Raw genomic sequence first — 21,711 nt, 5'->3', positions numbered from 1 at the left:
GGAGCACCGATCCCAGCTCCTGAAGTCGTTCAACGATCTTCGTCGCGTTGCGTTGGGTCTGCCGGCTTCCCGGCGTTCGGCGAGATCGGTGGGCCGCAGCGCCCCGCGCACCGCCCAGAACCGGCCTGACTGCCGTAGTGATGAATCCCTGTCGGCTGGGATGCCGCTGAGCGTGTCACCGGGCGCCCGTTGTTGACCACGCTTGTCGCAGGTTGCGCCACAGGTCTCCATCGTGAAGGGGATCCCGGTCCGCACCCGGAACGCTGAGCACGCGGAGCCAGGGAAATTCCGATCCGATGCTCTCCCAATCCACGTTCCCGGCCAGTGGCGCGCCTGATCGGACGAATCCGACGAGAGCGCTCGACATGTGCTCGGCCAGCGTGTGCGCTCCATCGGGGAGGGTCCCGCCGTCCGTAATCGCGACGTCGAGGTTGTTGAAGAAATAGGGAAGCTCGCTGGCGTGGGCTGACGCGGAGGGGTCTCCTGCTCGCGCGCCGCCGACGAAGACGTATCCGTATGTGTTGGGTGAGGGAGCTCGCGCCTGAAGAAGCCGATCAGTCGGACGCCGATAGCGCACGTCAGTGAGTAGGTGATCCAGCACATCGAGCTCAGTGGCAGCGCGTCCCAGCAACCCTGCGATTGCCGCTGAATAGGCCTCGACATCCCGCGGCGACGCACGCCCAGCCAAGACCTCGATCGCAGACTTTCGCTGACGTTCAGTGAGGGTGGCTGCGCTTCCCGCCGCTTCGGTGAGGTTTGTCCCGGCGAGCAGCGAGACCGGTGCGAGCGCGTGTGATCTCCACGCATCTAGCGGCTGGATCGGGACTGCGCGTGTGCCGAGAACCGGCTGGAACGGCATTGGCAGCGTCGGTATCGAAGGGGTTCTCTGCCTGGTGACTGTCGTCTGCGCGACCAGGATGCGCTCAATACTCAAACGGAGAGCGTCCTCTGGATTGCTCACCCCTGCTGCGCTGAGGAACGACTCGGTCACGGAATGAGCATCTTCGGCGGTGAGCGCACGCTCCGCGGTGCCGCTCGACATGACAACACGATGAACGAGACCGTCGGCAAGCGGTGAAGCCGCGACGGTAGCGGCCAACGCCGCACCCGCGGACTGCCCGAAGAGAGTCACTTGGCCCGGGTCTCCGCCAAACTGCTCAACATTGGCCCTGACCCACGACAGCGCGGCGATGATGTCATGGACAGCGACGGCCCCGCTCTCGGCGAACCTCGCGTCTATGGCGCGATCAAGAGCCAGGAAGCCCAGCGCGCCCAGCCGGTAGTGGACCGAGATCACGACGAGACCCTCGGCCGCAAGTCGGGAACCATCCGTTACCGGGTCGGCGTGGGACCCATATTGGTTTGCCCCGCCGTGCACGAAGACGAGTACGGGCAACCCATCAGCTCGCGATCGGGGCCGCCAGATCGAGGCGTTGAGACATGATTCCTCCGCCATCGGGGCGGAGGAGCTGAGGAGCGTGACACCTTCGACTACAGGCTGAGGTGCTGCAGGGCCAGGACGAACGCGACGCCGAATCCCGTGCCACGTCGGCGCGGTTCGCGGCGGACGAAACCGGACAGGCACTCCGAAAGGGACGTCGAAGAACACTTCGACACCGGGGTGTCTGGCAGGCACTGATCCGATCTGCCCCTGGCGAAGTGCCACCACTCCGTCAGTCATCGTGCACCCCACTTCTGTGCCGTCGGCAACACGTCCATGCTGCCACCCCTGGTCCGTCGACAGGCTTATTGCGCAACGGGGACCCGGCGCCCTAGAAGCTGGAAGTGAATGCTCTCCGGATCATCGGATCGGATCTCCGCGCGAACGATTCGCCCATCGATAGCCCGAGCTAATTTCGAAGTCGCAAGCCAGCTGTTTTTGACGGTGTCAGGTTCTGGCGCTTCAGGCTGTGAGCCGCATTGCCCAGTTGCCGAATCAACGGCGACGCGCGCGCAGTCGTGGGTGCGCCGTCGTGATGGCACTCGAACTGAGCGGGTCAGATCAACGCGCTGATCTCGCCTTGCCGGCGACGGCGACGTGTACGAGCGCTCCGCTCGTGTGAGCCACAGCCGCGATTCCTCGCTTGAGATCGTCGTTGTCCCACCGTGCGGGTCAGAAGCTGGCACCCGAGCGACTTGCGCAATATTTGGCAAGCGTGAGTGAGCGGCCGCCCGTCCTGGGTAGCGTGGCGGCAGCAGAGTCCTGTCAGGCTGGAGCCACCCCATGACCGTCACGCCCTTCAACGATGATTGGACCGTCCGCCCGAAAATCAGCGGCTTCGTCAATCTGATGGGCGGATCGGAATCGACCGACGTCACGCTCCCGCACGACGCGATGATCACGCTCCCGCGCTCGGAGCACGCGTCGGGCGGCGCACCCTCGGCATTCTTCCCCGGAGGGGAGGTTGAATACTCGAAGCGGTTCTACGTGCCCACGGAGTGGCGGGCGAGGCGGGTGGCACTCCAGTTCGATGGCGTGTACCGCGATGCGATGGTCTACGTGAACGATGAGTTCGCCGGGCAGTGGCGGTACGGCTACAGCGTGTTCCGCCTCCCGGTGGATGCCCATCTGCGCTACGGCACGGTGAACACAGTCCGTGTCGAGGCGCGCGCTCACCGCGACTCCCGCTGGTACACGGGGCTCGGCATCTATCGGGACGTGCATCTGGTTGTCACGCCGCTCGCCCACATCATCGACAATGCCGTGCGGGTGACGACGCCCGACGTCGACGCCGAACGCGCTGTGGTCGAGTCGGCTGTGCAGGTAACGAACGAGGACGTCATCACCCGCCGGCTCACTCTTGCTGTCGAGATTCGCGATGCGTCGGGGGCGGTCGTCGCAGATGATCGGACCCCGGTCACTCTTCGCCCCGGCGCCGCCACCACGGTGAGGAGTCGGCTGTACGTAGACGAGCCTCATCGCTGGGGAGTGGATGACCCCTACCTCTACTCCTTCACCGCTCGCATGCTCGACGAGGAAGATCCGGCCACCGAACACGAACTGGTCGTGTCGTTCGGTGCGAGGACGCTTCGGATCGATCCACGGCGTGGGCTTCGCATCAATGACGAGACAGTCAAGCTCCGCGGCGCGTGCATCCATCACGACAACGGGCCGCTGGGGGCGGCCACGATCCGCCGCGCCGAGGAGCGGCGGATCGAGATTCTGAAGGAAGCCGGATTCAACGCGGTGCGCAGTTCGCACTATCCGATCAGCCCCGCGATGCTCGACGCGTGCGACCGGCTCGGCATGCTGGTGTTCGACGAAGCGTTCGACGCGTGGACCGAGATGAACCAGCCGTTCGACTACACGCTGGACTTTCCCGAGTGGTGGGAGCGCGACATCGACGCGATGGTGCGCAAGGACTTCAATCACCCCAGCGTCATCCTCTACAGCATCGGGAACGAGATCCACGAGTACGGATCAGGCGCCGGCGGCATCCTCTCGCGCGAGATTGCGGAGCGCATCCGTGCGAATGACGAGACTCGCTTCATCACGACGGCGGTCAGCAGCTTCTGGGCAGTCGCGGGTGAGGTCATCGGCGAACTCAAGGATCGGCTCGACACTGCCGTTGCCCGCGGCGTCAACGACGTGATGAACGAGATGACGGAGTTCTTCGATGCCGTCACCGTCTCGGACGTCGTAACGGTCCGCACAGCGGAGTCGCACGCGGCCGCCGACATCGCGGGACTCAACTACGCCGAGGCACGCTATGCCCCCGACGCCGCCCGATTCCCGAATCGCGTCGTGCTGGGGACGGAGACCAACCCTCGTGTGACCGCGATGTCCTGGCGGGAGACCTTGGCACACGACCATGTGATCGGCGGATTCACCTGGACCGGTTGGGACTATCTCGGCGAAGTGGGACTGGGCAGAACCGACTACACCGACGATCTCGAGGTCCGCGGCGGCGGGGACCCGGCGTTCCCGTGGCTCACGGCCTGGGCCGGTGACATCGACATCACCGGGATGCGTCGACCACAGTCCTTCTACCGCGAGATCGTGTACGGCCTCCGCCGAGACCCCTACATCGCAGTCCTCAGACCCGAGCACTACGGGCGACGGCGGCTGGAGATGCAATGGGCCTGGAGCGATGCGATCTCGAGCTGGACATGGGACGTTCCCGTCGGTTCGCGCGCCGAGATCGAGGTGTACTGCGATGCGGATGAGGTCGAACTCATCCTGAACGGCGAGTCACTGGGGCGACGGCCCGCAGGCGCGGACAACGACTTCACTGCTCGGTTCGACATCGAGTACCACCCGGGCGACCTGGTTGCGGTGGCGTACCGCGACCAGGTTGCCAGTGAGCGCAGCACCCTTACCACCGCGCAGGGTCGCGTGCTCACGGCTCATGCGGACCGCGAGCAGATCCGGAACGACTCCGGCGATCTGGCCTTCGTGACGATCGAGTTCGCGGACCCCGCGGGCGTGCCGAACCCGTCGCGCGACAGCTCGATCGAGGTGCGAGTAGATGGACCTGGCCGCCTGCAGGCACTCGGCACCGCTCGGCCGGCGACCGCTGAGCGCTTCGACGCGACGAGCTGCACCACATTCGATGGTCGCGCACTCGCGATCGTGCGGCCCACCGGGCCGGGAGAGATCATCGTCACGGTGGGCGCTGAAGGAGAGACGGTCAGGACCGCTATCACCGTTCTGGAGACGTGAGTCGGCCGCCCGCTGCGGTCGACTCACGATCGGTTCACTCTCCGGCGACCCCTGGGCGCTCCCCCCTCAGCTCGCCCAGAACGCTCGCGCACGTCCATCGATGACAGCATCCGTGTGCACGACGATGTCCGTGCGGAGCCGAATATCGGCTGAAGATGCGCCGACGAGGATCTCGACCTCGCCGGGCTCGATCCGCCATTGCATCAGCTCGTCGAGAAAGGCGAACTGGCTCGCAGCCAGACGGAACGTGACCATCGTGGATTCACCGGGATCCAGGCTCACTCGCCGGAACCCCGCGAGCTCTTGCGCAGGTCGAGTCATCGAGGCGTAGAGATCGCGGACGTAGAGCTGGACGACTTCGACGCCCGGCCTCTCCCCGACATTCGCGAGGGTGAAGGAGACCTGGAAGCCCTCACCGTCGATATCGTCGACTCGTTCCACACCCAGTTCGGAGTAGTCGAACTTGGTGTACGAGAGCCCGTGTCCGAACGGATACCGGGGGGTATGAGGATTGTCGACGTAGTCCGGGAACCCGATGCTTCCTCCCTGGTGCCAGTTCGATCCGTTGCTGTGGTTGTACGGCACCGGCACCTGCCCAGCGTTGCGCGCCACGCTGACCGGCAGCCGACCGGAGGGCCCTACTGCCCCGGTGAGGATGTCGACGATGGCCTCGGCTCCTGCCTCCGACGGGCTCCACGCCTCGATGATCGCGCTCAACGACCGATCTGCGGCGTCGCTCGAGATCGGACGACCATCGAGATGGACTCCGACGAGCGGAACTCCGAGTGCGCCCAGCTTGTCGATGAGCTCCTCCTGACACGCCGGCAGGTTGATGTCGGTGGCATCGATCCCCTCCCCCATCGAGGCGATCGACGACATGCCGTACTTTCCGCCCAGCGTGAGCAGCACGACGTCCGCGGTCTGAGCGAGCTCGATCGCCTCCGCGTGCCCCGATGTATCGTGTCCGGCGATGGGGTAGCCGCGCGTCCAGAGGACCTCGGTGTCCGGCATGCGCATTCGCACCTCTTCGAGCAGACTCCGAACACCTGGCTTCTGGTGCTGCAAGAGCAGCTCATACTCTTCGCCATCGGATGCTTCGATCTTGGTCCCAGGAATGGTGACGATGCCCGCGTCGCTCGGACCGGTGACGAGTCCGGCCATCGAGGAGCGAGTCGCAAGCTTGGCTTCCGCCATCGAGTAGTGCGTATACCCTCCGAAGAAGAAGCGAGCGCTCGCGGCGTGACAGCCGACGACCACGATCCGGCGCGGTCGCCCCAGGGGAAGCACACCGTCGTTGGTCAGAAGAACCAGCGATTCACGTGCCGACTGCAAGGTGGCCGCCCGATCCGCATCCGTTTCCAGCTCGGCGACAGCATCCGACGCGGCGTCTGCATACGGGGCCTCGAACAGGCCCATTCGGAACTTGGCCGCCAGGACGTTCAGCACCGCCCGATCCAGCACAGACACATCCGCACGACCGGTGGCGAACAGGTCGCGAAGTTCGGCGCCGAAGCCGGCCGGCCAGTGCTGCTCGACATCCATTCCCGCCCGCAGCGCAAGGAGACCGGCGAGCGCGTTGGAAGAAGCGACACGTTGCATCGAATGGAGGTTTGTGACCGCCCCGTAGTCCGACACCACGAGTCCGTCGAAGCCCATCTGCTCGCGCAGGACCGATGTGAGCAGCCAATGCGAAGCCGACACGGGCTGCCCACCTACGGAGTTGTACGCGGGCATGATTCCGCGTAGCCCGGCATGGGTGATCGCGGCCTGGAACGGCTTCGCGTACTGCTCCAGGATCAAACGGACCGGTGCATTCACATCCGTCCCGTGAATGCCGCCGTCGACGTGGTGCGACCCGACGAAATGTTTGGCGACAGCCTCGGAGCGCAGCGCACCTGTCGAACCGGATTGAATCCCCTGCGCGTAGGCGACTCCGAGTGCGCTGACCAATACCGGGTCCTCGCCGTAGCTCTCTCCGTGCCGCCCGAGGCGGGGATCGCGGGACACATCGAGCACCGGGGCGAAGGTGTGGGTAACGCCGACAGCTCGCTCCTGGCGCGCGACGATCTCACCGATCCGCCGTTCAAGAACGGGGTTCCAGCCGGCACCCCGTGCCAGGCCGCTCGGAAAACCGGTCGCCCCCGGGAGAAAGCCGCCGCAGATACCCTCCATATGGAAGATCGCCGGGATGCTGTGACCAGACCGGGACATCGCACTCCGCTGCACCCGGTTCTGGAACTCGATCACGTCGCGAAGCGTTTCGGCGGACCGCGTCTCGAGTGTGGACACGACACCGACGCCGTGCGGGTGCCGATTCACGAAGTCATCGGTCTCGGCGATGTCCTGGGGAAAGTAGCACGTGATCTGTGCCATCTTCTCGTCGATCGATAGTTCGGAGAGCAGGAGCGCTGCCCGCCCCATCGGGTCGAGCGCCGCGTCACGCCATGGGGCCTCGGGGTCCGTTGACGTCCGGGCGGACGGTTCGGTCGGGCGAGCTGATTCAGGGGACATACAAGTCCTCCTTTGCGATGGGTGAGGGAGGCGAGGATGTCGCCGCCCGGGGTGCGCGCGGCAGCGACAGCAGCAGAACAGAGATGCCGACGGCCGAGAGCAGCGCAGCAGCCCAGGGCAGAACGGCGAGATCCCACGCGCCGATGACGAGCCCTCCGACGACCGCCCCGCCGCCGATCGCGATGTTGAAGGCCGTGGTCTGGAGTGCGGCTGCGGTCGAGCGGCGTTCGTGCGGAGCGATCCGCATCATGCGTGTCTGGAGCAGGATCGGGGCGACGGCGAAGCCCATCGACTGCACGAGTGCGACCGCAACCAGCGGAAGAGTGCCCCACTCGGCCATGAGGGGGAATAGCGCCATCAGCGCGGCGAGCATCACGATGGCGACGACGAGCGCCGCGTTCGGCCATCGGTCGGCGGGTCGCCCGATCAGGGAGACCGCGACGAAGGCGGCGATCCCCGTCACCAGCATGAAGATAGGGATGGACGGCTCGGGCAGCCCGGCAACGTCGGTGAGCCAGACCACCCCGTATGTTCCGTAGGTGGTCTGACCTATGACGACCAGAAGGATGATCAGGCACACGAGGAGGATTCCGCTCAGCCCAGCTTGTGAGGAGACGGGCCGGGAGCCGGCGGAGTTCGGCGCACGGCGCGCCAGCTTCACAGGTGGAAGGAGCGTGGCGACGAGGATCGCGACACCGACCGCCACGATCGCGAAGACGCCGAATGCCGCACGCCACCCGAACAGCTGGCAGAGCGCGTTGCCGAGCGGGGCGCCGAGAATGCCGGCGACCGCGCCACCCGCGGCCGTGATCGCTGTTGCCCGGCCGAGCTGTGAGGAAGGGACGAGATCGGCAGCATAGGCGGCTGCGACCGACCAGAACAGCCCGTGCGCGATGCCGCCCGCCACGCGCGCGGCGAGGAGCAGCTCGAACGTCGGCGAGAGCGCCGCGAAGCCGGTCGCGGCCGCGATCCCGGTGAGCGCGATCAGCGCGAGCGGCTTGCGTGGCGCCCGTCGGGTCAGGATCGCGAGAGGGGTGGTGGTGACGATGACCGCCGCCGCGAACACGGTGACCAACTGGCCCGCATCTGTCACCGGGCGGTCGAACGCTTCGGCGATGTCGGGGAGTAGCCCGCCGGGGAGGAACTCGGTCGACATCGATACGAAGATCGCCGCCGCCAGCGCCAAGAGGCCGACTCGAGGGAACGGCGAGTCGCCGTCGCTGTGCCTCCGGCTGCGGGGGATGTGACGAAGGCGGAAGACTGATTGCGGCCGCGATGCACGGATGTCTCGCGACATGGGTGCGCTTTCTCATACCCTTGCGCATTGCCGGGGTGCCGGGCGCCAACGCCGCGAACGGTGGGGAACCCTCAGGATATGGAGCAGCGCGGTCCGCGAGCAAACCCCATCGCGCCATTTGCGCAATGGGCCCCCGCCTTCGTCGACGACGATCGGCTCGTCTCAGCGGCTGCGCCACCTGGCGAGGACCTCGCCATCTCACGTCCGCCGCCTTGAACGCAGCTAGTCCGTGAGCGGTCGATACGTCACGCGACGCACGATTCCCGCGGGAGACGGCGCCCCGAGCGCCAGCATGCGTCCGGTGAACCCAGCGGCGACCTCGGTCGAGAAGTAGCGACCGTCCAGGCGAGCGATCTCGATACTCGTGCCGTCGTCTGTCGCCACCGACAGGACGACGTCATCGGGACCCGCATAGCCGAAGGGCACGGGGGCCGTCTGAGGTGGTGTAGTCGCGATGCGCAGAGTCGCCGTCTTGGTCCCGAGTTCGACCACTCCGAGCTGCTGACCGATGTCGCCGATCTGCACCGACGCGCGAGCCTGCTCTTCCTCGAAGATGACGGCGCACCAGTGACGATCGTCGAGCCGTAGCCCGATGGCGCCGGATGTCTCGACCTCCGCCTCGGCTTCCCACATGAAGTCCTTCACGCGAGCGCACACGACGTCGGTCGCCTCACCCCAAGAGACGAATCGGAGACCGCCGTCAGCGACATGTTCGGTCACGGCGGCCGGCTCGTTGTCGGGAGCGACCCAGCGAGGGTCGAGGATCCCGGTCGAGAACTCGTCGACGAACCCCTCGTCATCAGGCGGTACCTCGAAGGCGCCCTCGACGAAGACCGGCCAGCCGTCGACCCAGTCGATGCCGGCAACGAAGGTCTCTCGGCCCAGGACGTGGAACCCGGGAGTCGACCCGCGCGGGCGTACGCCCAGGTAGACAGCGGCCCACTCGCCGAGGGGCGACTGGATCAAGTCGGCGTGTCCGACGTTCTGAACCGGATGCGGGGAACTGCGATGCGTGAACACCGGATTTTGTGGGCACGATTCGAACGGGCCTCGCGGACTACTCCCGCGAGCGATGGTGACGCAGTGGCCCCGCTCGGTGCCGCCTTCGGCGAGCATGAGGTACCAGAGGTCGCCGATCTTGTAGAGATGCGGCCCCTCGGCGGTCGGCAGCCCACTGCCCTGCCACACGGGGTAACCGGGCTCGAGCAGACGACCCGACTCCAGGTCGATGGGCGCCTGCCGGATGCCCTGGCCTCCGACAGTGAAGTCGAGCACGTGCCAGGTGAGGTAGCACGTCCCGTCGTCGTCCCAGCAGAGGTCGGGATCGATGCCGATCGCCTCTGGGACGAATACCGGCTCGGACCACGGCCCGGCCGGGTCAGTCGCGCAGACGATCACCTGACCCGCAGTGAAGTCACTGACGTTCGTCGTGGCGAACCAGAAACGGCCGTCGTGATGCCGCAGCGTCGAGCCGTAGATGCCAGTGGACGGTCCTGATGTGCCGGCGCGGAACTGCGAGCGTCGGTCGAGGATGTTTCCGATCTGGGTCCAGCGGACCAGGTCTCGGCTATGGAAGATGGGGGCGCCCGGGAAGTATTCGAAGCTCGAGTGTGCGAGGTAGTAGTCGTCCCCCACCCTGCAGATGGTCGGATCGGGGTGGAAGCCGGGGACGACCGGCTGGATCGCGGCGCTGATGGCCCGCGGGGCTGTCGCGAGATCAGCCATCGGTGCTCACTGCCGAGTCGGCCACGATCCTGATCGCCGTGTAGGGACGCCCCGGGAGGTCCACGCGAACCTTGCCCTCGTGTACGCCGGGAACCCGCTCGACGGTCATGTTCCACGCATCGATGACGTCGATGTGAGCGCGTACACCGTCGGGGACGGTCACGGTGCGGAACGCCGGCTGACCTGCTCCGAAGTAGATGAGCACGTACTCGCCGGCCACACCGGCGTACGCTGCATCGAAGTCCGATGGCAGTGGGTCGAGGCGCCCGGTTGGCGACGCGGCGATTATCGATCCCAGGAATGCGATTCTCGCGGGGCTCTCCCCACGCAGCGACCCGCCCTTCGCCCAGAAGATCGTGTCACCGGCGTCGTAATAGGTCTCGCCGTGGGTGCCGTATCCGCCCCCCATGGCGATCGACCACATGCGGTGCGTCTCCTCTTCGCCCGAGAGGAATCCCCACCCCTGGTCGATGTTGCCCTCGTAGCCGCACTCGTCGATGACAACGGGCTTGTTCCAGGCGCGGCGCCACTCGCGAACCTTTGAGCCGAGGAGCTCTCCGAACTGGATGCTCGCGTGGGACGCCCAGGGCGACGAGTAGTCCCAGATCGCGACCCAGTTATGGATCGACAGAGGATGGTTGTACGGGTCGTTCTCACGCACGACTCCGGCGATGCGATCCCAGTCCGCGTCATCCTTCGTGAGGAGGAGGTCGTACTCGTTCGCGAGCGACCACCAGACGTTGGGGTAGGCGGCGAGGCGGCGCGCGACGTAGGCGACATATCGGTCATCGGCGACGGCGCCCATCTTCGCGAAGCCCCAGTTGTCGTAGGGGTGAAACAAGATCAGGTCCGCCTGGATGCCGAGTTCGTCGAGCTGCACGATCCGCTCCTCGAGGCTTCGGAAGAATTCGAGGTCGAAGCGAGTCGTGTCGAAACCGTTTGCATCGCGCGGAAAGACGAAGCGCTCAGGCTCGTTCTCGTTGTAGAGGAAGTGCTTCGGGAACAAGCCCATGCGGAGCTTGTTGAACGAGGTCTTCCCGAGCGCGGCGAGCGTCGCTTCCTGAAGCTCCCGATCCTGGTGCGTCCAGGCGTATGCCGTAGTGCCCAGCGGAACGAAGGGCGTCCCGTCGTCGTACGAGAAATGCATCCCGTCAGCGTGGACCGCGCCGTGGGCGTCGCCATCGGCGATGTCGACGAGCCCGCCGATTCCGTCGAGTGATCGCGCGTTCGACGTCGTCAGGAACGACCATCTGCCCGCCCTCGGCGGCAGGAAACGGACCAGGTACCGACCGTCGCCATCGTAGAATCCGCCGACGCGGAGTTCCTGATCTTCCAAGGAGAAGATCGCCGTGAGATCGACGTCGACGAAGGGATTGCCGTGTCTCGGACCGGTGATCTCGATCTCTGCCATACGGCGCACCTGGGCGCTATCCGGCACCACGACCGGCGCACTTCCGCGCTGGACAGTGTCGGCCTCGTAGTCGGCAGGCGGCACGATCGGCTCACCGATCGGCAGGCGTGGGGCGCGGTCCTCGATCTTGCTGAGCGCATCGAGAAGCTGTTCGTTGCGCGGATCGCCCGGCGCGATCAACTCGAGCATCGCCGCGAGCGGGAATGAGGCGTCGGCGGTTGCGAGCGGGGAGGCGAGCACCTCCGGGAGAAATCCTCTGACCACCTCTCGTGCGTCATCCTGCGAGACGACGTCGGCGATGTTTGAACGGGCGTGGAATGTCGGCATGCTTGCTTCCTGTCAATCTGAAATCTTCGCGATGGCGGCCTTCGCCGTTGCGGACGGCCATATGCGTGTCCACACCGCCTCGCCCAGCTCAGCGGCCGGGTGGTCGTACATCGGCTCGAGGAGGCGCGCTATCCGAGCGTCGGAATCGATGACGCCCATCCGGGACGACACCTCCACGAGCCTCAGCCAGCGCGTCTCGTCATCGACGATGTCGCGAATGGTCTTGGGCGCGGTGCGCTCGGCTGTCGGCTCCACGACCCGCCACTCGTGGAGGCCGTGACCGACGGATGCCGACCCGCCCCAGGGCAACTGGACCTCGGCGGTGACGCCGACGGGAACCTCGACCTCCAGCATCCACTCGCCGCCTTCGCGGGACCATGCGACGCTGGCGATGCCGTACGGGGTGCGGTGGCTGGCCGCAGCGCGGGTGAGCCCCTTGGGCGGCACTGGGCGCACAGCGATGGTCCGATATCCGGCGCTGGAGGCGGCGAGTCCGGCGACACGACGGTGCAGCCAGTCGATCACGCTGCCGAGCGCGTAGTGATTGAACGATGTCATGCCACTGCCGTTGACGGTGCTGTCTGGCAGCATGCTGTCCCAGCGCTCCCAGATCGTGGTCGCCCCCATCGTCACGGGATAGAGCCACGACGGGACCTGGGTCTGCAGCAAGAGGCGGTGCGCGATGTCGGCGTAGCCGTTGTCGGTGAGCGCGTCGCAGACGATGGGGGTTCCGACGAACCCTGTTGCAATCCGGAATCCGGAAGATCGGACCAGATCTGCCAGCCGAGCCGCGGCCCGCGCGCGCAGGGCGGGATCTTCGATCAGGCCCCAATGGAGCGAGAGCGCGTAGACGGTCTGCGCGTCCGAGAAGACGAGACCGGAAGCGGTGACGAACTCGCGCACGAATGCTGCTCGGACGCTTGCGGCGAGTGTTGCATACTCCACCGCGAGAGACGAATCGCCCACGACGTCAGCCGCCCATGCGACGATCTGTGCCGAACGTGCGAAGTGAGCGGTCGCGATGACGTCCGGATCGGCTTTGGCCCGGGATGGGTCGTCCTCTGGGGCCGTCGGGTCGAGCCAATCTCCGTACTGCGATCCGCCACGCCAGACGAGGTCGTCGCTCGCCTCGATCCTGAGGCAGTCCACCCAGGCCTTCATGCTCGGCAGCTGGCGTTCGAGGATTCCCCGGTCGCCGGTGCGTTCCCACAGCGTCCAGGGCACGATGACCGCTGCGTCTCCCCATGCGGCGGCCGGGCTCGACGTGAGTTCGGTGCGAAGGATGTCGGGGATCACATGCGGCACACGCCCGCGTTCATCCTGCTCGGCGGCGAGATCGGCCAGCCATGACGTCAGTAAACCGGCCGAGTCGTAGAGGAAGTTCGCGGTCGGGGCGAAGATCTGGATGTCGCCCGTCCAGCCGAGGCGTTCGTCTCTCTGTGGGCAGTCGGTGGGTACGTCGACGAAGTTGCCGCGCATACCCCAGACGACGTTCTGATGGAACTGATCGAGCATCCCGTGGGACGAGCTGAACCATCCGATCCGTTCCAGGTCGCTTCCGATCACGACTGCCTCGACGTCTTCGACGCGGAGCTCGGCGAGTCCCGTCACGTCCATATAGCGGAAGCCGTGGAACGTGAATGACGGAGCCAAGTTCTCGGCGCGCGCACCGCTGAGGAAGTACGTGTCGGTGGCCCTGGCGCTTCGCAGCGGCTCGATCGCGAGCTCACCGCTCTCGAGCACCTCGGCGTGGCGGATCACGACCTCATCGCCGGCGCGCCCACCACGGGCAACCAGCCGCACCCAGCCGACCAGGTTCTGTCCGAAGTCGACGATGGTGCGACCGCTCGGCGATGTCGAGACCGACACCGCAGGGACGACCTCGGTGACACGCATCGGCGGGCCGTCTTCACCGATCAGGATCCCGAGATCCGCCTCGACCGTTTCGACGGGTCGATCGAACGGCGTATCCGCGGAGAAACGCAGATCGGTGGTCTGTCCGTCGTAGATATCGTCGGAAAGGATGCCGGTCGAACGCGCCCGCCACGTCTCGTCGGTTCCCAGAACGTGAACGGCACCGTCCGCGGTCGTCACCTCGAGCTGAGCGAGCGCTGCGAGGCGGTCTCCGTAGAGCGCGCGCTCACCGAGGAAGCCGAACCGCCCTCGCCACCAGCCGTTCCCGAGCGTGACGTCGAGCGTGTTCTCCCCCGAAAGGACAAGCTCGGTCACGTCGTAGACCCGCGTGCGCAATCGACTCTCATAGGCGGTCCAACCCGGGGCGAAGACTGTGTCGTCGACCGCTACACCGTTGATTCGGGCCGTATAGATGCCGTGCGCCGTTGCATACAGGCGAGCGTTGACCACCCGTGCATCTATCTGCAGCGTGCCTCGAACCTCGGGTGCCGCTTGCCGGAGCCCGCCGATCCCGACAGGGCTGATGAATCGGGCACTCCAATCCTCCGGCGCAAGTAGCCCCATCTCAACGATGCCCGGCTCGCTCCACGGGCTCCACCCGGTTCCACGTACGCGCACGCGCACGACGGCTACGTCACGGGAGGCGAGTGGGGCGTCTGGCCACGCGACCAGAATCTGCTCGGATGACTCGACCACCCAGCGACTGGTGGCCCCGCCGCGGGCGATCTCGACCTCGTATGCCGTCTGTACATAGCCCTCGGGGGCGCTGGCAACCGACCAGCTCAGGCGCGGAGAGGCTGTGGTGACCCCTCTTACCGGGCCCCGGTCGGTGCGGTGCTCGAATCGGGGCGCGGATGGTGCCGCGAGCTCAGCCATGAGAATCTCCTTCGAAGCGAGGCTTCGACACGCGAGCCTAGGCGGGCCCAGGATGCCTCGACAACGAGCTCGCCCCTTATTGCGCAACATCGAAGGCGCGGGCTTCTGCATTGCCGCTACTCTTCGTGCGAGGCTATTTGCGCAACAGTGGAGGGATCATGGTCGATCCGCAGACGAAACCCACAGTCACGCTGAAAGACGTCGCCGACGCCGCAGGGGTGTCGGTGGCGACGGCCTCCAGGGTGCTCGCCGGTCGTGGCGACCTTGCGCTCGCCACTAGGGAGCGGGTCGCCGAAGCGGCCGCAGCACTCGGCTACGAACGGGCGCCGGGAACGCGAGGTCGGCCTAGTACCCTCGACCCGAGGCTGATCGAATTCGTCCTGGGTGGCTTCGACGACGCCTGGACCGATGCGATGACGACCGGCGCACGCGAGGCGGCGTTCCGCCTCGGATTCGACCTCGTGCTCACCCTCGAACGCCCTGATCCACAGGACGACTGGCCGACCCGTGTCGCCACGCGGCGCCCGTCGGGGGTTGTCATCGGCATCATCAAGCCGACGGCCCGACAGCTCGACGAGATCCGCGGACTGCGCATACCGATCGTGCTGCTCGACCCGATATCGGACCCTGACGGCGTACTTCCGAGTGTGGGCACCACCGACTGGCAGGGGGGATATGACGCCGGGACGCATCTCGCGAGCTGCGGAGTGGACCGCTTCGCCGTGGTGTCGGGCGTTCCGCCCTTTCGATTCGGTCGAGCGCGCGAGGAGGGCTTCCGGCGCGCGATCGAAGAGAACCGCCCCGGGGCTCAAGTGGTTCGAATCGACTCGCGCTGGACGGATGCCCCGCTGACGGCCGAACTCATGAATCTCGTCGCCAGCGACAAGTCACCGGTCGGAGTGTTCGCCTGCAACGATGAGATGGCGCTCGCCGTGTATCGCGCGGCCTCGCGCGCCGGCAAACGCATCCCCGCCGACGTCAACGTTGTCGGCTTCAACGACGAGCCCCGGGCGGCCAAAGCGCACCCGCCCTTGACGAGCGTGCGTCAGCCGCTGCGAGAGATGGCGACTCGTGCGATCGAACTGATCACCGAGCTTCGTCAGCACGACCGGCCGAGCTACGAACGGATCGAGCTCCCGTCGACCCTCATCGTTCGTGGATCGACGAAACCACAGTCTCATCGCGAGTGAGAGGCGGCGCTCCCGGGTGAACGGAGCCAGGGACCAAGCGACCATCGCCGCGGTCTCGGAGTTTCGCACACCTCCGACGAGGTGCCCGACGCTGCCCTGAACCCCACGAGCCCTCTTGTGGTGGGGAGATCATGCCGACCGCCCGCGGCCAGACGAAGTCTGCCTCTTTCATAACGAGCGGGCGACGCCGGGACGTTTGCGCAATAAGATCGCCGGTCGTTGCGCAGGGTGAATCCCAGATCTAGTCTGGCCGAGCGCTCAAGCGAATCCGAAACAGCGTCCCAACTAATGGAACGCCTCGATGACGGAAGAGAAGTCAAAGGTGACCATCACTACACCACCGGTGCGTATCGCACCGCGCTCCACCCGGGACAGCCTGAGGGGACGTAGGCGAAGCCGGTCCAGCACCGTCGGTCGCGGATTGTGGTGGTTTGCACTGCCCGCCATCGCGGCCTACGCCTATGTCGTCGTTGTCCCCTCTGTGGTGGGCATGCTCTCTTCGTTCACCAACTGGTCGTTCCTCAACTCCCCCCCGGACTTCGTCGGGTTCGAGAACTTCGTCAAGGCGTTTCAGGGCGAGGCCGGGCCGGCTGCCGTTCGCACCCTCTTCATCGCGATCGTCGTCGTGATCGGCCAGAACGTTCTCGGATTGGGGCTGGCGCTCCTGCTCCATGGTGCGGTATTCGGGCGCAACGTCCTGCGTACGATCATCTTCGCGCCGATGGTGGTGTCGTCACTGGTGGTCGGCTACCTGTTCAAGTACATCTTCGGCCCGCCCGGCAGTGGCGCCGCCAACGCGCTCCTTGACGCCGTAGGTCTGCCGCAAGTCGACTTCCTCGGCAACCCGACATCGGCCCTGTGGATCATCATCGTCACGGTCATCTGGCAGTTCACCGGGTCGACGATGATCATCTATCTCGCCGGCCTGCAAGGCGTTCCCCAAGAACTCGATGAGGCAGCGGCGCTCGACGGCGCCGGCTATTGGAAGCGCTTCTGGTACGTCACGAGACCGCTCCTCGCACCAGCCATCACGATCAACCTGATGATCGGCCTGATCGGCGGGCTCAAGATCTTCGATCAGATCATCTCGCTGACCAACGGCGGACCCGGCAACCAGACACAGACCATCTCGACGCTGATCTATCAGATCTTCTCCAACTTCGGTGAATACGGCCGGTCTGCGGCGCTCGCGGTCGTGTTGAGCGTCGGTGTGGCCATCCTCTCCATCATCCAGTTCCGCGTTCTGCGGAGGCAGGAGCGCAGCGCATCATGAAGACGCCACTCCGAGGGCGGATTGCCGCAAACGGCACCGCCTACCTGACGACACTGATCTTCCTGTTCCCGGTTTATATCCTCATCAACCTGGCGCTCAAGCCGGCGGACGATCTGGGGTCCGGGCTGCTTCCGAGCACGCGCCCGACGATCGACAACTTCATTCAGGCCTGGAACGGCTCGTCTCTTCCGCAGTCGATCGTCATGAGCATTCTCGTGACAGGACTCTCGTCGCTCTTCCTGCTGACTTTCGCGACGATGGCTGCATATCCGCTGGCACGGTCGACCTCGCGGTGGTCGAACGTCACGTTCTACACCTTCCTCATCGGGCTGCTTCTTCCCTTCCAGCTCGCCATGATCCCGCTCTACATCCAGATGCGCGACCTCGGGCTTCTCGGAACAGTCTGGGCACTGGTGGTGATCTACTCCGGCGTGTTCATGCCGTTCTCGATCTTCCTCTTGACGACCTTCCTCCGCTCGAGCGTCCCTCTCGAGTACGAGGAAGCCGCCCACATCGACGGCGCCAGCCACGCGCAAACCTTCTGGCACGTCGTCGTTCCGCTTCTTCGACCCGCCATCGGAACCGTGTTCATCCTCAATGGCGTCGGCATCTGGAACGACTTCTTCACGCCACTGATCTACCTGGCCGGAAGTGGACAGTCCACCATCCCTATGGCGATCTACGAGTTCGTCGGCCAGTACACAACGAATTGGCCGCTCATCTTCGCCTCGCTGATCATCTCGATGATCCCCATCCTGACGCTCTACCTGATCTTCCAGCGGTATGTCATCCGAGGATTCGCGGGCGGCCTCAAGGGCTGACCGAGATGACGCAACCCGCTCACAAGCCGCCGGCGCCCGGCCGGTTGGACCACCAAGCACTGCACTCACAGAAATGGAACTAGATCGATGAAGATCCGCAATCTGGCCGCGACAACATCCGTTGTAGCCATCACCGCTCTTGCCCTCGCCGGCTGCTCGGGCGGGAGTGCTGAGCCTGCCCCGTCGGATGGCGAGGTCAGCGGCACACTGACCGGGGTGTTCTCCTCCTTCTTCCAGGAAACGTACGAGGAGATCGCCGCAGCATTTGAAAAGGAGTACCCCGACGTCACCGTGGACTTCGACTACCAGGGCGGGGACATCGGCCAGCTCGTCATGACTCAGCTGCAAGGAGGCACCGCTCCCGACATCCTGACATCGTTCCCTGGCGGCGATCCGAAGGACAACGCGGACAACGTGGCGCCCTTGGCCGCGAACGGACTGATCCTTCCCCTGGACGTGACCTGGGCGGAGGACCTCCCAGAGGCATGGGCGGCCGACTTCTCCTACGACGGCAAGGTCTACGCCTATCCCGGCGCACTGCAGCCCCTCGCCGCGATCTACAACCAGTCGAAGCTGGACGAGCTCGGCCTGTCCGTACCCACGACCCTCGACGAGGTTCTTCAGCTCTGCGCCGACGCGGCCGATAACGGCGTGTACGCCTATGCGCAGGGACTCGGGGAAGCCGCCGCAGGACCGCAGATGTTCCCGTTCGCGCACACCGCCACGCTGCTCGAGCAGGAGATTCCTGATTTCGACGAGCAGCTGGCGAGCGGAGACATCACTTACCAGGATTCCCCGTGGGTCGACATCTTCGAGATCCAGCAGGACCTCTGGGATGCCGGCTGCTTCGGCGAAGGTGCGCTCGGGCGGTCCCGGGAGCAGGGCGGCAATGCCGTCGCCGCCGGTCAAGCGCTGGGAATCGTCGATGTCGGCGCCGTCCTGGCGACCGTGACAGCGGCCGGACCTGACAACTCTTACGTCGTCGCGCCCATGCCGGCGAACAACGATGGCGAGACGTTCGTGACTGCCCTGCCCGGCTTCGTCAACACCATCAACGCCAAGGCCAAGAATCCGGCAGCCGCCCAGGCTTTCCTTGAGTTCATGGGCACCCCCGAGGCCTCTGCGATCTATGCAGACGGCTTCAAGTCGGTCCCGGTTCTGCCCAATGACCAGTACACCCCGCCGGCCGAGCTCGAGGAGTTCGCGGCTCTGATCGCCGACAACAAGGGCACGCCGCTTCCGACCCTGCAGACCGAGGTCCAGTCGACTCTGAATCAGCAGCTGCAGGCGATGTTCCTCGGCAACACAACCCCCGAGGGCGTGGCCGAGAGCATGCAGGCCGCGTACAAGCAGTAATCGTCATGACCGGCTCCGAGGGTGTCGCGCCAAGTGGGCCGCGACACCCTCGGAGGAATCACTATGCAGTGCTCTCAGGGACACCTTGCACGGCAGTCGCCACCACCCGAGCAGTCTGGTTTGAGCTGCGCCATCAACGAGGAAGTTGAAATCACGTGAACGACTCATTTGCCACAACCCGGAAGGATCGCGTTGGCAGGCGGACTCCGCGCCATTGGGCTGCAGCCGCAGGTACTGCTCTCGCCCTCGTCGCCACCGCACTGACCAGCTCGGCAGCAGTCGCCGATGAGCCGGTTCCTTGTTATCCGGACGCGGCCGGGGCCTGGCAGATCACTGCCGACTGCAGTGACCCGCTGTACGCGCAGCCGGTCGTCGACACCGAGATCGACGAGACCTCCCCCGTCCCCCACCACCGCGTCTCCGGCCACTTCGAAGGCACGAACATCCAGTTCAACGTCTACCTTCACCCCGGACCGGACAAGGATGAGTGGGACGGGCGATTCTTCCAGTACACCTACCCCATCACGTTCACGCCTGGGGAGAACACTTCCCAGGCTGCCGACCGCGCGATCGAATTCGGGCTGGCGAGCGGGGGCTACGTCGTCCAAGCCGGAAACGACTTCCTTTCCCTGGGATACCGGCACGCGGCCGCAGCTGCGAAGTTCGCAGAGGACCTGGCGGAGGACTATTACGGCAGCGACCGCGAGATCTTCGGCTACCTCTACGGACTGAGCGGTGGTTCCCTGCAGACAGTCGGCGCCGCTGAGAACGTCGAAGGAGTCTGGCAAGGGTTCGTGCCCGTCGTACAGGCCGTGCCGCAACCCAACAGCTACCCCACTAACGGCCGGTCCGCGGCCGAGTTGATCCTCGCCGGCAAGGCCCACGAAATCAGGGATGCGCTGATGCCCGGGGGAAGCGGCGACCCCTACGCGACCCTCGACGATGCTGAACGCGCCATGCTCACCGAGCTTCACCTGCTCGGCATCCCCTGGAAAGCGTGGGAGAACCCCGACTATCTGCTCGGAAGGGACAGCAGATTCTTCGGTACCGGGCTGGACTCCGACACGCCGCTGTCCTACGACCCGACATACGTCGACGACTTCTGGAACACCGCAGGCTACCTCGGCGCTGAAGACTCGCCGCTGGGCGTACGGGTGCGCGCCGAACTCGTCAAGATGGGCGACACCGTCGAGCACCGCTGGAATATCGCCAAGCGGTTCGCCTACCGCTACCAGCTTCCCGGAGCCGATCAGGGATGGCTCGCGTTCGATCAGTTCCGCAACCCCGATGGCACTCCGCTTTACCCGCAGCGCGCCGTGGGCGAACCTCCGCGCTTCGGCTCGGTGGCGGGAAACACCGCGTTCGACGGGTCGGTCAACGGAAAGGTCATCGTCGTGTCCAACCTCTACGACGTCGACGCTTTGCCGTTGCACACCGACTGGTACCGCCAACGCGTCGAGCAGAGCCTGGGCGCGGAGGCTGGTGAGTCCTACCGGGTCTACTTCAACGATCGTGCCGACCACCAGGGAGCAGATACGGTCGGAGAACGCGCGGCAAGTCTCGTCGACTACTACGGCATGATCGAGCAAGCGCTGCGCGACATGGCAAGCTGGGTCGAGGACGGCATCTCCGCGCCGCCGTCCACGCGGTATGAGATCCGGGACTCTCAGGTCATCGTCGGCTCCGACGCCGACACCCGCGGCGGAATTCAGCCCACCGCAGCCCTGAGCATCGGCGGCGACGATCGAGCCGACGTTGAGACCGGCCAAGCTGTGAAGCTGGACCTCACCGCGAACGTTCCCGACGGACTCGGCCAGGTCGTGAAGACTTCGTTCGACTATCTCGGAACGGGCGCCTTCGAAGACGCCCCATTCGGCACTCCAGCGAATGAGGTGTCCACCAGCGCCACGCACACCTACACAACCGTGGGTACGGTCTTCGCCGGCGCGCGCGTGGCCGCGGATCGAGAGGGCGACGTCGGGGATCCCAACGCGCAGGTTCGGAACCTCGACCGGGTCCGGGTCGTCGTGCACCAGGGCGCCGCGCCCGTCGTCACGGCCGTGCTCAAGAAGCACGCGGTGTCTCTCATCGCCACCGACGACTACTCGGGAGTCGCCGCGATCGAGTACCGCACGATCAAGAAGCCGGGGGACGCGCCATCCGCATGGCAGACGTATTCCGGACCGATCAAAGCGACAAGCTCGAAATTGGTCATCGAGTATCGCGCCACCGACAACTCCGGCAAGACGAGCGGGGTCGAATCGATCGCGGCTCGATAAGACCAACGGGGCCGCCGCACGCGGGTGCGGCGGCCCCGTTCGCCCGAACGACCCTGCCCGGGATGGGC

General features: G+C 65.6%; 12 protein-coding genes. 6 read left to right on the top strand and 6 right to left on the bottom strand.

The window, feature by feature from the left end:
• Positions 1 to 175: 175 nt before the first annotated feature.
• Entirely contained in the window at positions 176 to 1,681 is a 1,506-nt protein-coding gene (locus Q9R33_RS19080; protein ID WP_311294764.1) for a carboxylesterase family protein, read from the bottom strand.
• A 543-nt stretch (positions 1,682 to 2,224) separates the two neighbouring features.
• Here Q9R33_RS19080 and Q9R33_RS19075 point away from each other — a divergent pair.
• Positions 2,225 to 4,663 carry a glycoside hydrolase family 2 TIM barrel-domain containing protein gene (locus Q9R33_RS19075; protein WP_311294763.1) on the top strand — a complete coding sequence of 813 codons (2,439 nt, stop codon included), beginning with the start codon at positions 2,225 to 2,227 and terminating at the stop codon, positions 4,661 to 4,663.
• Between the two features lie 66 nt (positions 4,664 to 4,729).
• Here Q9R33_RS19075 and Q9R33_RS19070 read toward each other — a convergent pair whose 3' ends face one another.
• From Q9R33_RS19070 to Q9R33_RS19050, 5 genes are all read right to left on the bottom strand, one after another.
• A complete protein-coding gene (locus tag Q9R33_RS19070; protein WP_311294762.1) occupies positions 4,730 to 7,174 on the bottom strand; it encodes a glycoside hydrolase family 3 N-terminal domain-containing protein in 2,445 nt (814 codons plus the stop codon).
• The gene (locus tag Q9R33_RS19065; RefSeq protein ID WP_311294761.1) at positions 7,164 to 8,471 is read right to left on the bottom strand and encodes an MFS transporter; all 1,308 of its coding nucleotides are present in this window, start codon (positions 8,469 to 8,471) and stop codon (positions 7,164 to 7,166) included. Before Q9R33_RS19065 ends, Q9R33_RS19070 begins: the two co-directional genes overlap by 11 nt.
• 222 nt (positions 8,472 to 8,693) lie before the next feature.
• Positions 8,694 to 10,196, bottom strand: a complete 1,503-nt coding sequence (locus tag Q9R33_RS19060) for a family 43 glycosylhydrolase (RefSeq protein ID WP_311294760.1) — start codon at positions 10,194 to 10,196, stop codon at positions 8,694 to 8,696.
• Positions 10,189 to 11,934, bottom strand: a complete 1,746-nt coding sequence (locus Q9R33_RS19055) for a DUF5605 domain-containing protein (RefSeq protein ID WP_311294759.1) — start codon at positions 11,932 to 11,934, stop codon at positions 10,189 to 10,191. The genes Q9R33_RS19060 and Q9R33_RS19055 overlap by 8 nt, the downstream gene beginning before the upstream one ends.
• A gap of 12 nt (positions 11,935 to 11,946) precedes the next feature.
• On the bottom strand, positions 11,947 to 14,724 hold the full coding sequence (locus tag Q9R33_RS19050) for a family 78 glycoside hydrolase catalytic domain (protein ID WP_311294758.1): 2,778 nt from the start codon (positions 14,722 to 14,724) through the stop codon (positions 11,947 to 11,949).
• 158 nt (positions 14,725 to 14,882) lie between these two features.
• Between Q9R33_RS19050 and Q9R33_RS19045 the strand changes: the two genes are divergently transcribed.
• From Q9R33_RS19045 to Q9R33_RS19025, 5 genes are all read left to right on the top strand, one after another.
• Positions 14,883 to 15,914 carry a LacI family DNA-binding transcriptional regulator gene (locus Q9R33_RS19045; RefSeq protein WP_056368535.1) on the top strand — a complete coding sequence of 344 codons (1,032 nt, stop codon included), beginning with the start codon at positions 14,883 to 14,885 and terminating at the stop codon, positions 15,912 to 15,914.
• A gap of 301 nt (positions 15,915 to 16,215) precedes the next feature.
• A complete protein-coding gene (locus tag Q9R33_RS19040; protein WP_082496981.1) occupies positions 16,216 to 17,187 on the top strand; it encodes a carbohydrate ABC transporter permease in 972 nt (323 codons plus the stop codon).
• Positions 17,184 to 18,008 carry a carbohydrate ABC transporter permease gene (locus Q9R33_RS19035; RefSeq protein WP_056368533.1) on the top strand — a complete coding sequence of 275 codons (825 nt, stop codon included), beginning with the start codon at positions 17,184 to 17,186 and terminating at the stop codon, positions 18,006 to 18,008. The genes Q9R33_RS19040 and Q9R33_RS19035 overlap by 4 nt, the downstream gene beginning before the upstream one ends.
• 87 nt (positions 18,009 to 18,095) lie before the next feature.
• Entirely contained in the window at positions 18,096 to 19,364 is a 1,269-nt protein-coding gene (locus Q9R33_RS19030) for an extracellular solute-binding protein (protein ID WP_311294756.1), read from the top strand.
• Between the two features lie 155 nt (positions 19,365 to 19,519).
• Positions 19,520 to 21,643, top strand: a complete 2,124-nt coding sequence (locus Q9R33_RS19025; protein WP_311294754.1) for a hypothetical protein — start codon at positions 19,520 to 19,522, stop codon at positions 21,641 to 21,643.
• Positions 21,644 to 21,711 lie beyond the last annotated feature (68 nt).

The organism is Microbacterium sp. PRC9 (genome assembly GCF_031844125.1).
Lineage (GTDB): Bacteria > Actinomycetota > Actinomycetes > Actinomycetales > Microbacteriaceae > Microbacterium.
The sequence above is the reverse complement of the archived record's forward strand: the minus strand, read 5'-3'. Positions and strand labels throughout refer to the sequence as shown.

Bases quoted from the DNA above. Each gene is read 5' to 3' on its own strand.
- Q9R33_RS19075 (WP_311294763.1), top strand. From the start codon at position 2,225: ATGACCGTCACGCCCTTCAACGATGATTGGACCGTCCGCCCGAAAATC.
- Q9R33_RS19040 (WP_082496981.1), top strand. From the start codon at position 16,216: ATGACGGAAGAGAAGTCAAAGGTGACCATCACTACACCACCGGTGCGT.
- Q9R33_RS19030 (WP_311294756.1), top strand. From the start codon at position 18,096: ATGAAGATCCGCAATCTGGCCGCGACAACATCCGTTGTAGCCATCACC.
- Q9R33_RS19055 (WP_311294759.1), bottom strand. From the start codon at position 11,934: ATGCCGACATTCCACGCCCGTTCAAACATCGCCGACGTCGTCTCGCAG.
- Q9R33_RS19070 (WP_311294762.1), bottom strand. From the start codon at position 7,174: ATGTCCCCTGAATCAGCTCGCCCGACCGAACCGTCCGCCCGGACGTCA.
- Q9R33_RS19060 (WP_311294760.1), bottom strand. From the start codon at position 10,196: ATGGCTGATCTCGCGACAGCCCCGCGGGCCATCAGCGCCGCGATCCAG.
- Q9R33_RS19080 (WP_311294764.1), bottom strand. From the start codon at position 1,681: ATGACTGACGGAGTGGTGGCACTTCGCCAGGGGCAGATCGGATCAGTG.
- Q9R33_RS19065 (WP_311294761.1), bottom strand. From the start codon at position 8,471: ATGTCGCGAGACATCCGTGCATCGCGGCCGCAATCAGTCTTCCGCCTT.
- Q9R33_RS19050 (WP_311294758.1), bottom strand. From the start codon at position 14,724: ATGGCTGAGCTCGCGGCACCATCCGCGCCCCGATTCGAGCACCGCACC.
- Q9R33_RS19045 (WP_056368535.1), top strand. From the start codon at position 14,883: ATGGTCGATCCGCAGACGAAACCCACAGTCACGCTGAAAGACGTCGCC.
- Q9R33_RS19035 (WP_056368533.1), top strand. From the start codon at position 17,184: ATGAAGACGCCACTCCGAGGGCGGATTGCCGCAAACGGCACCGCCTAC.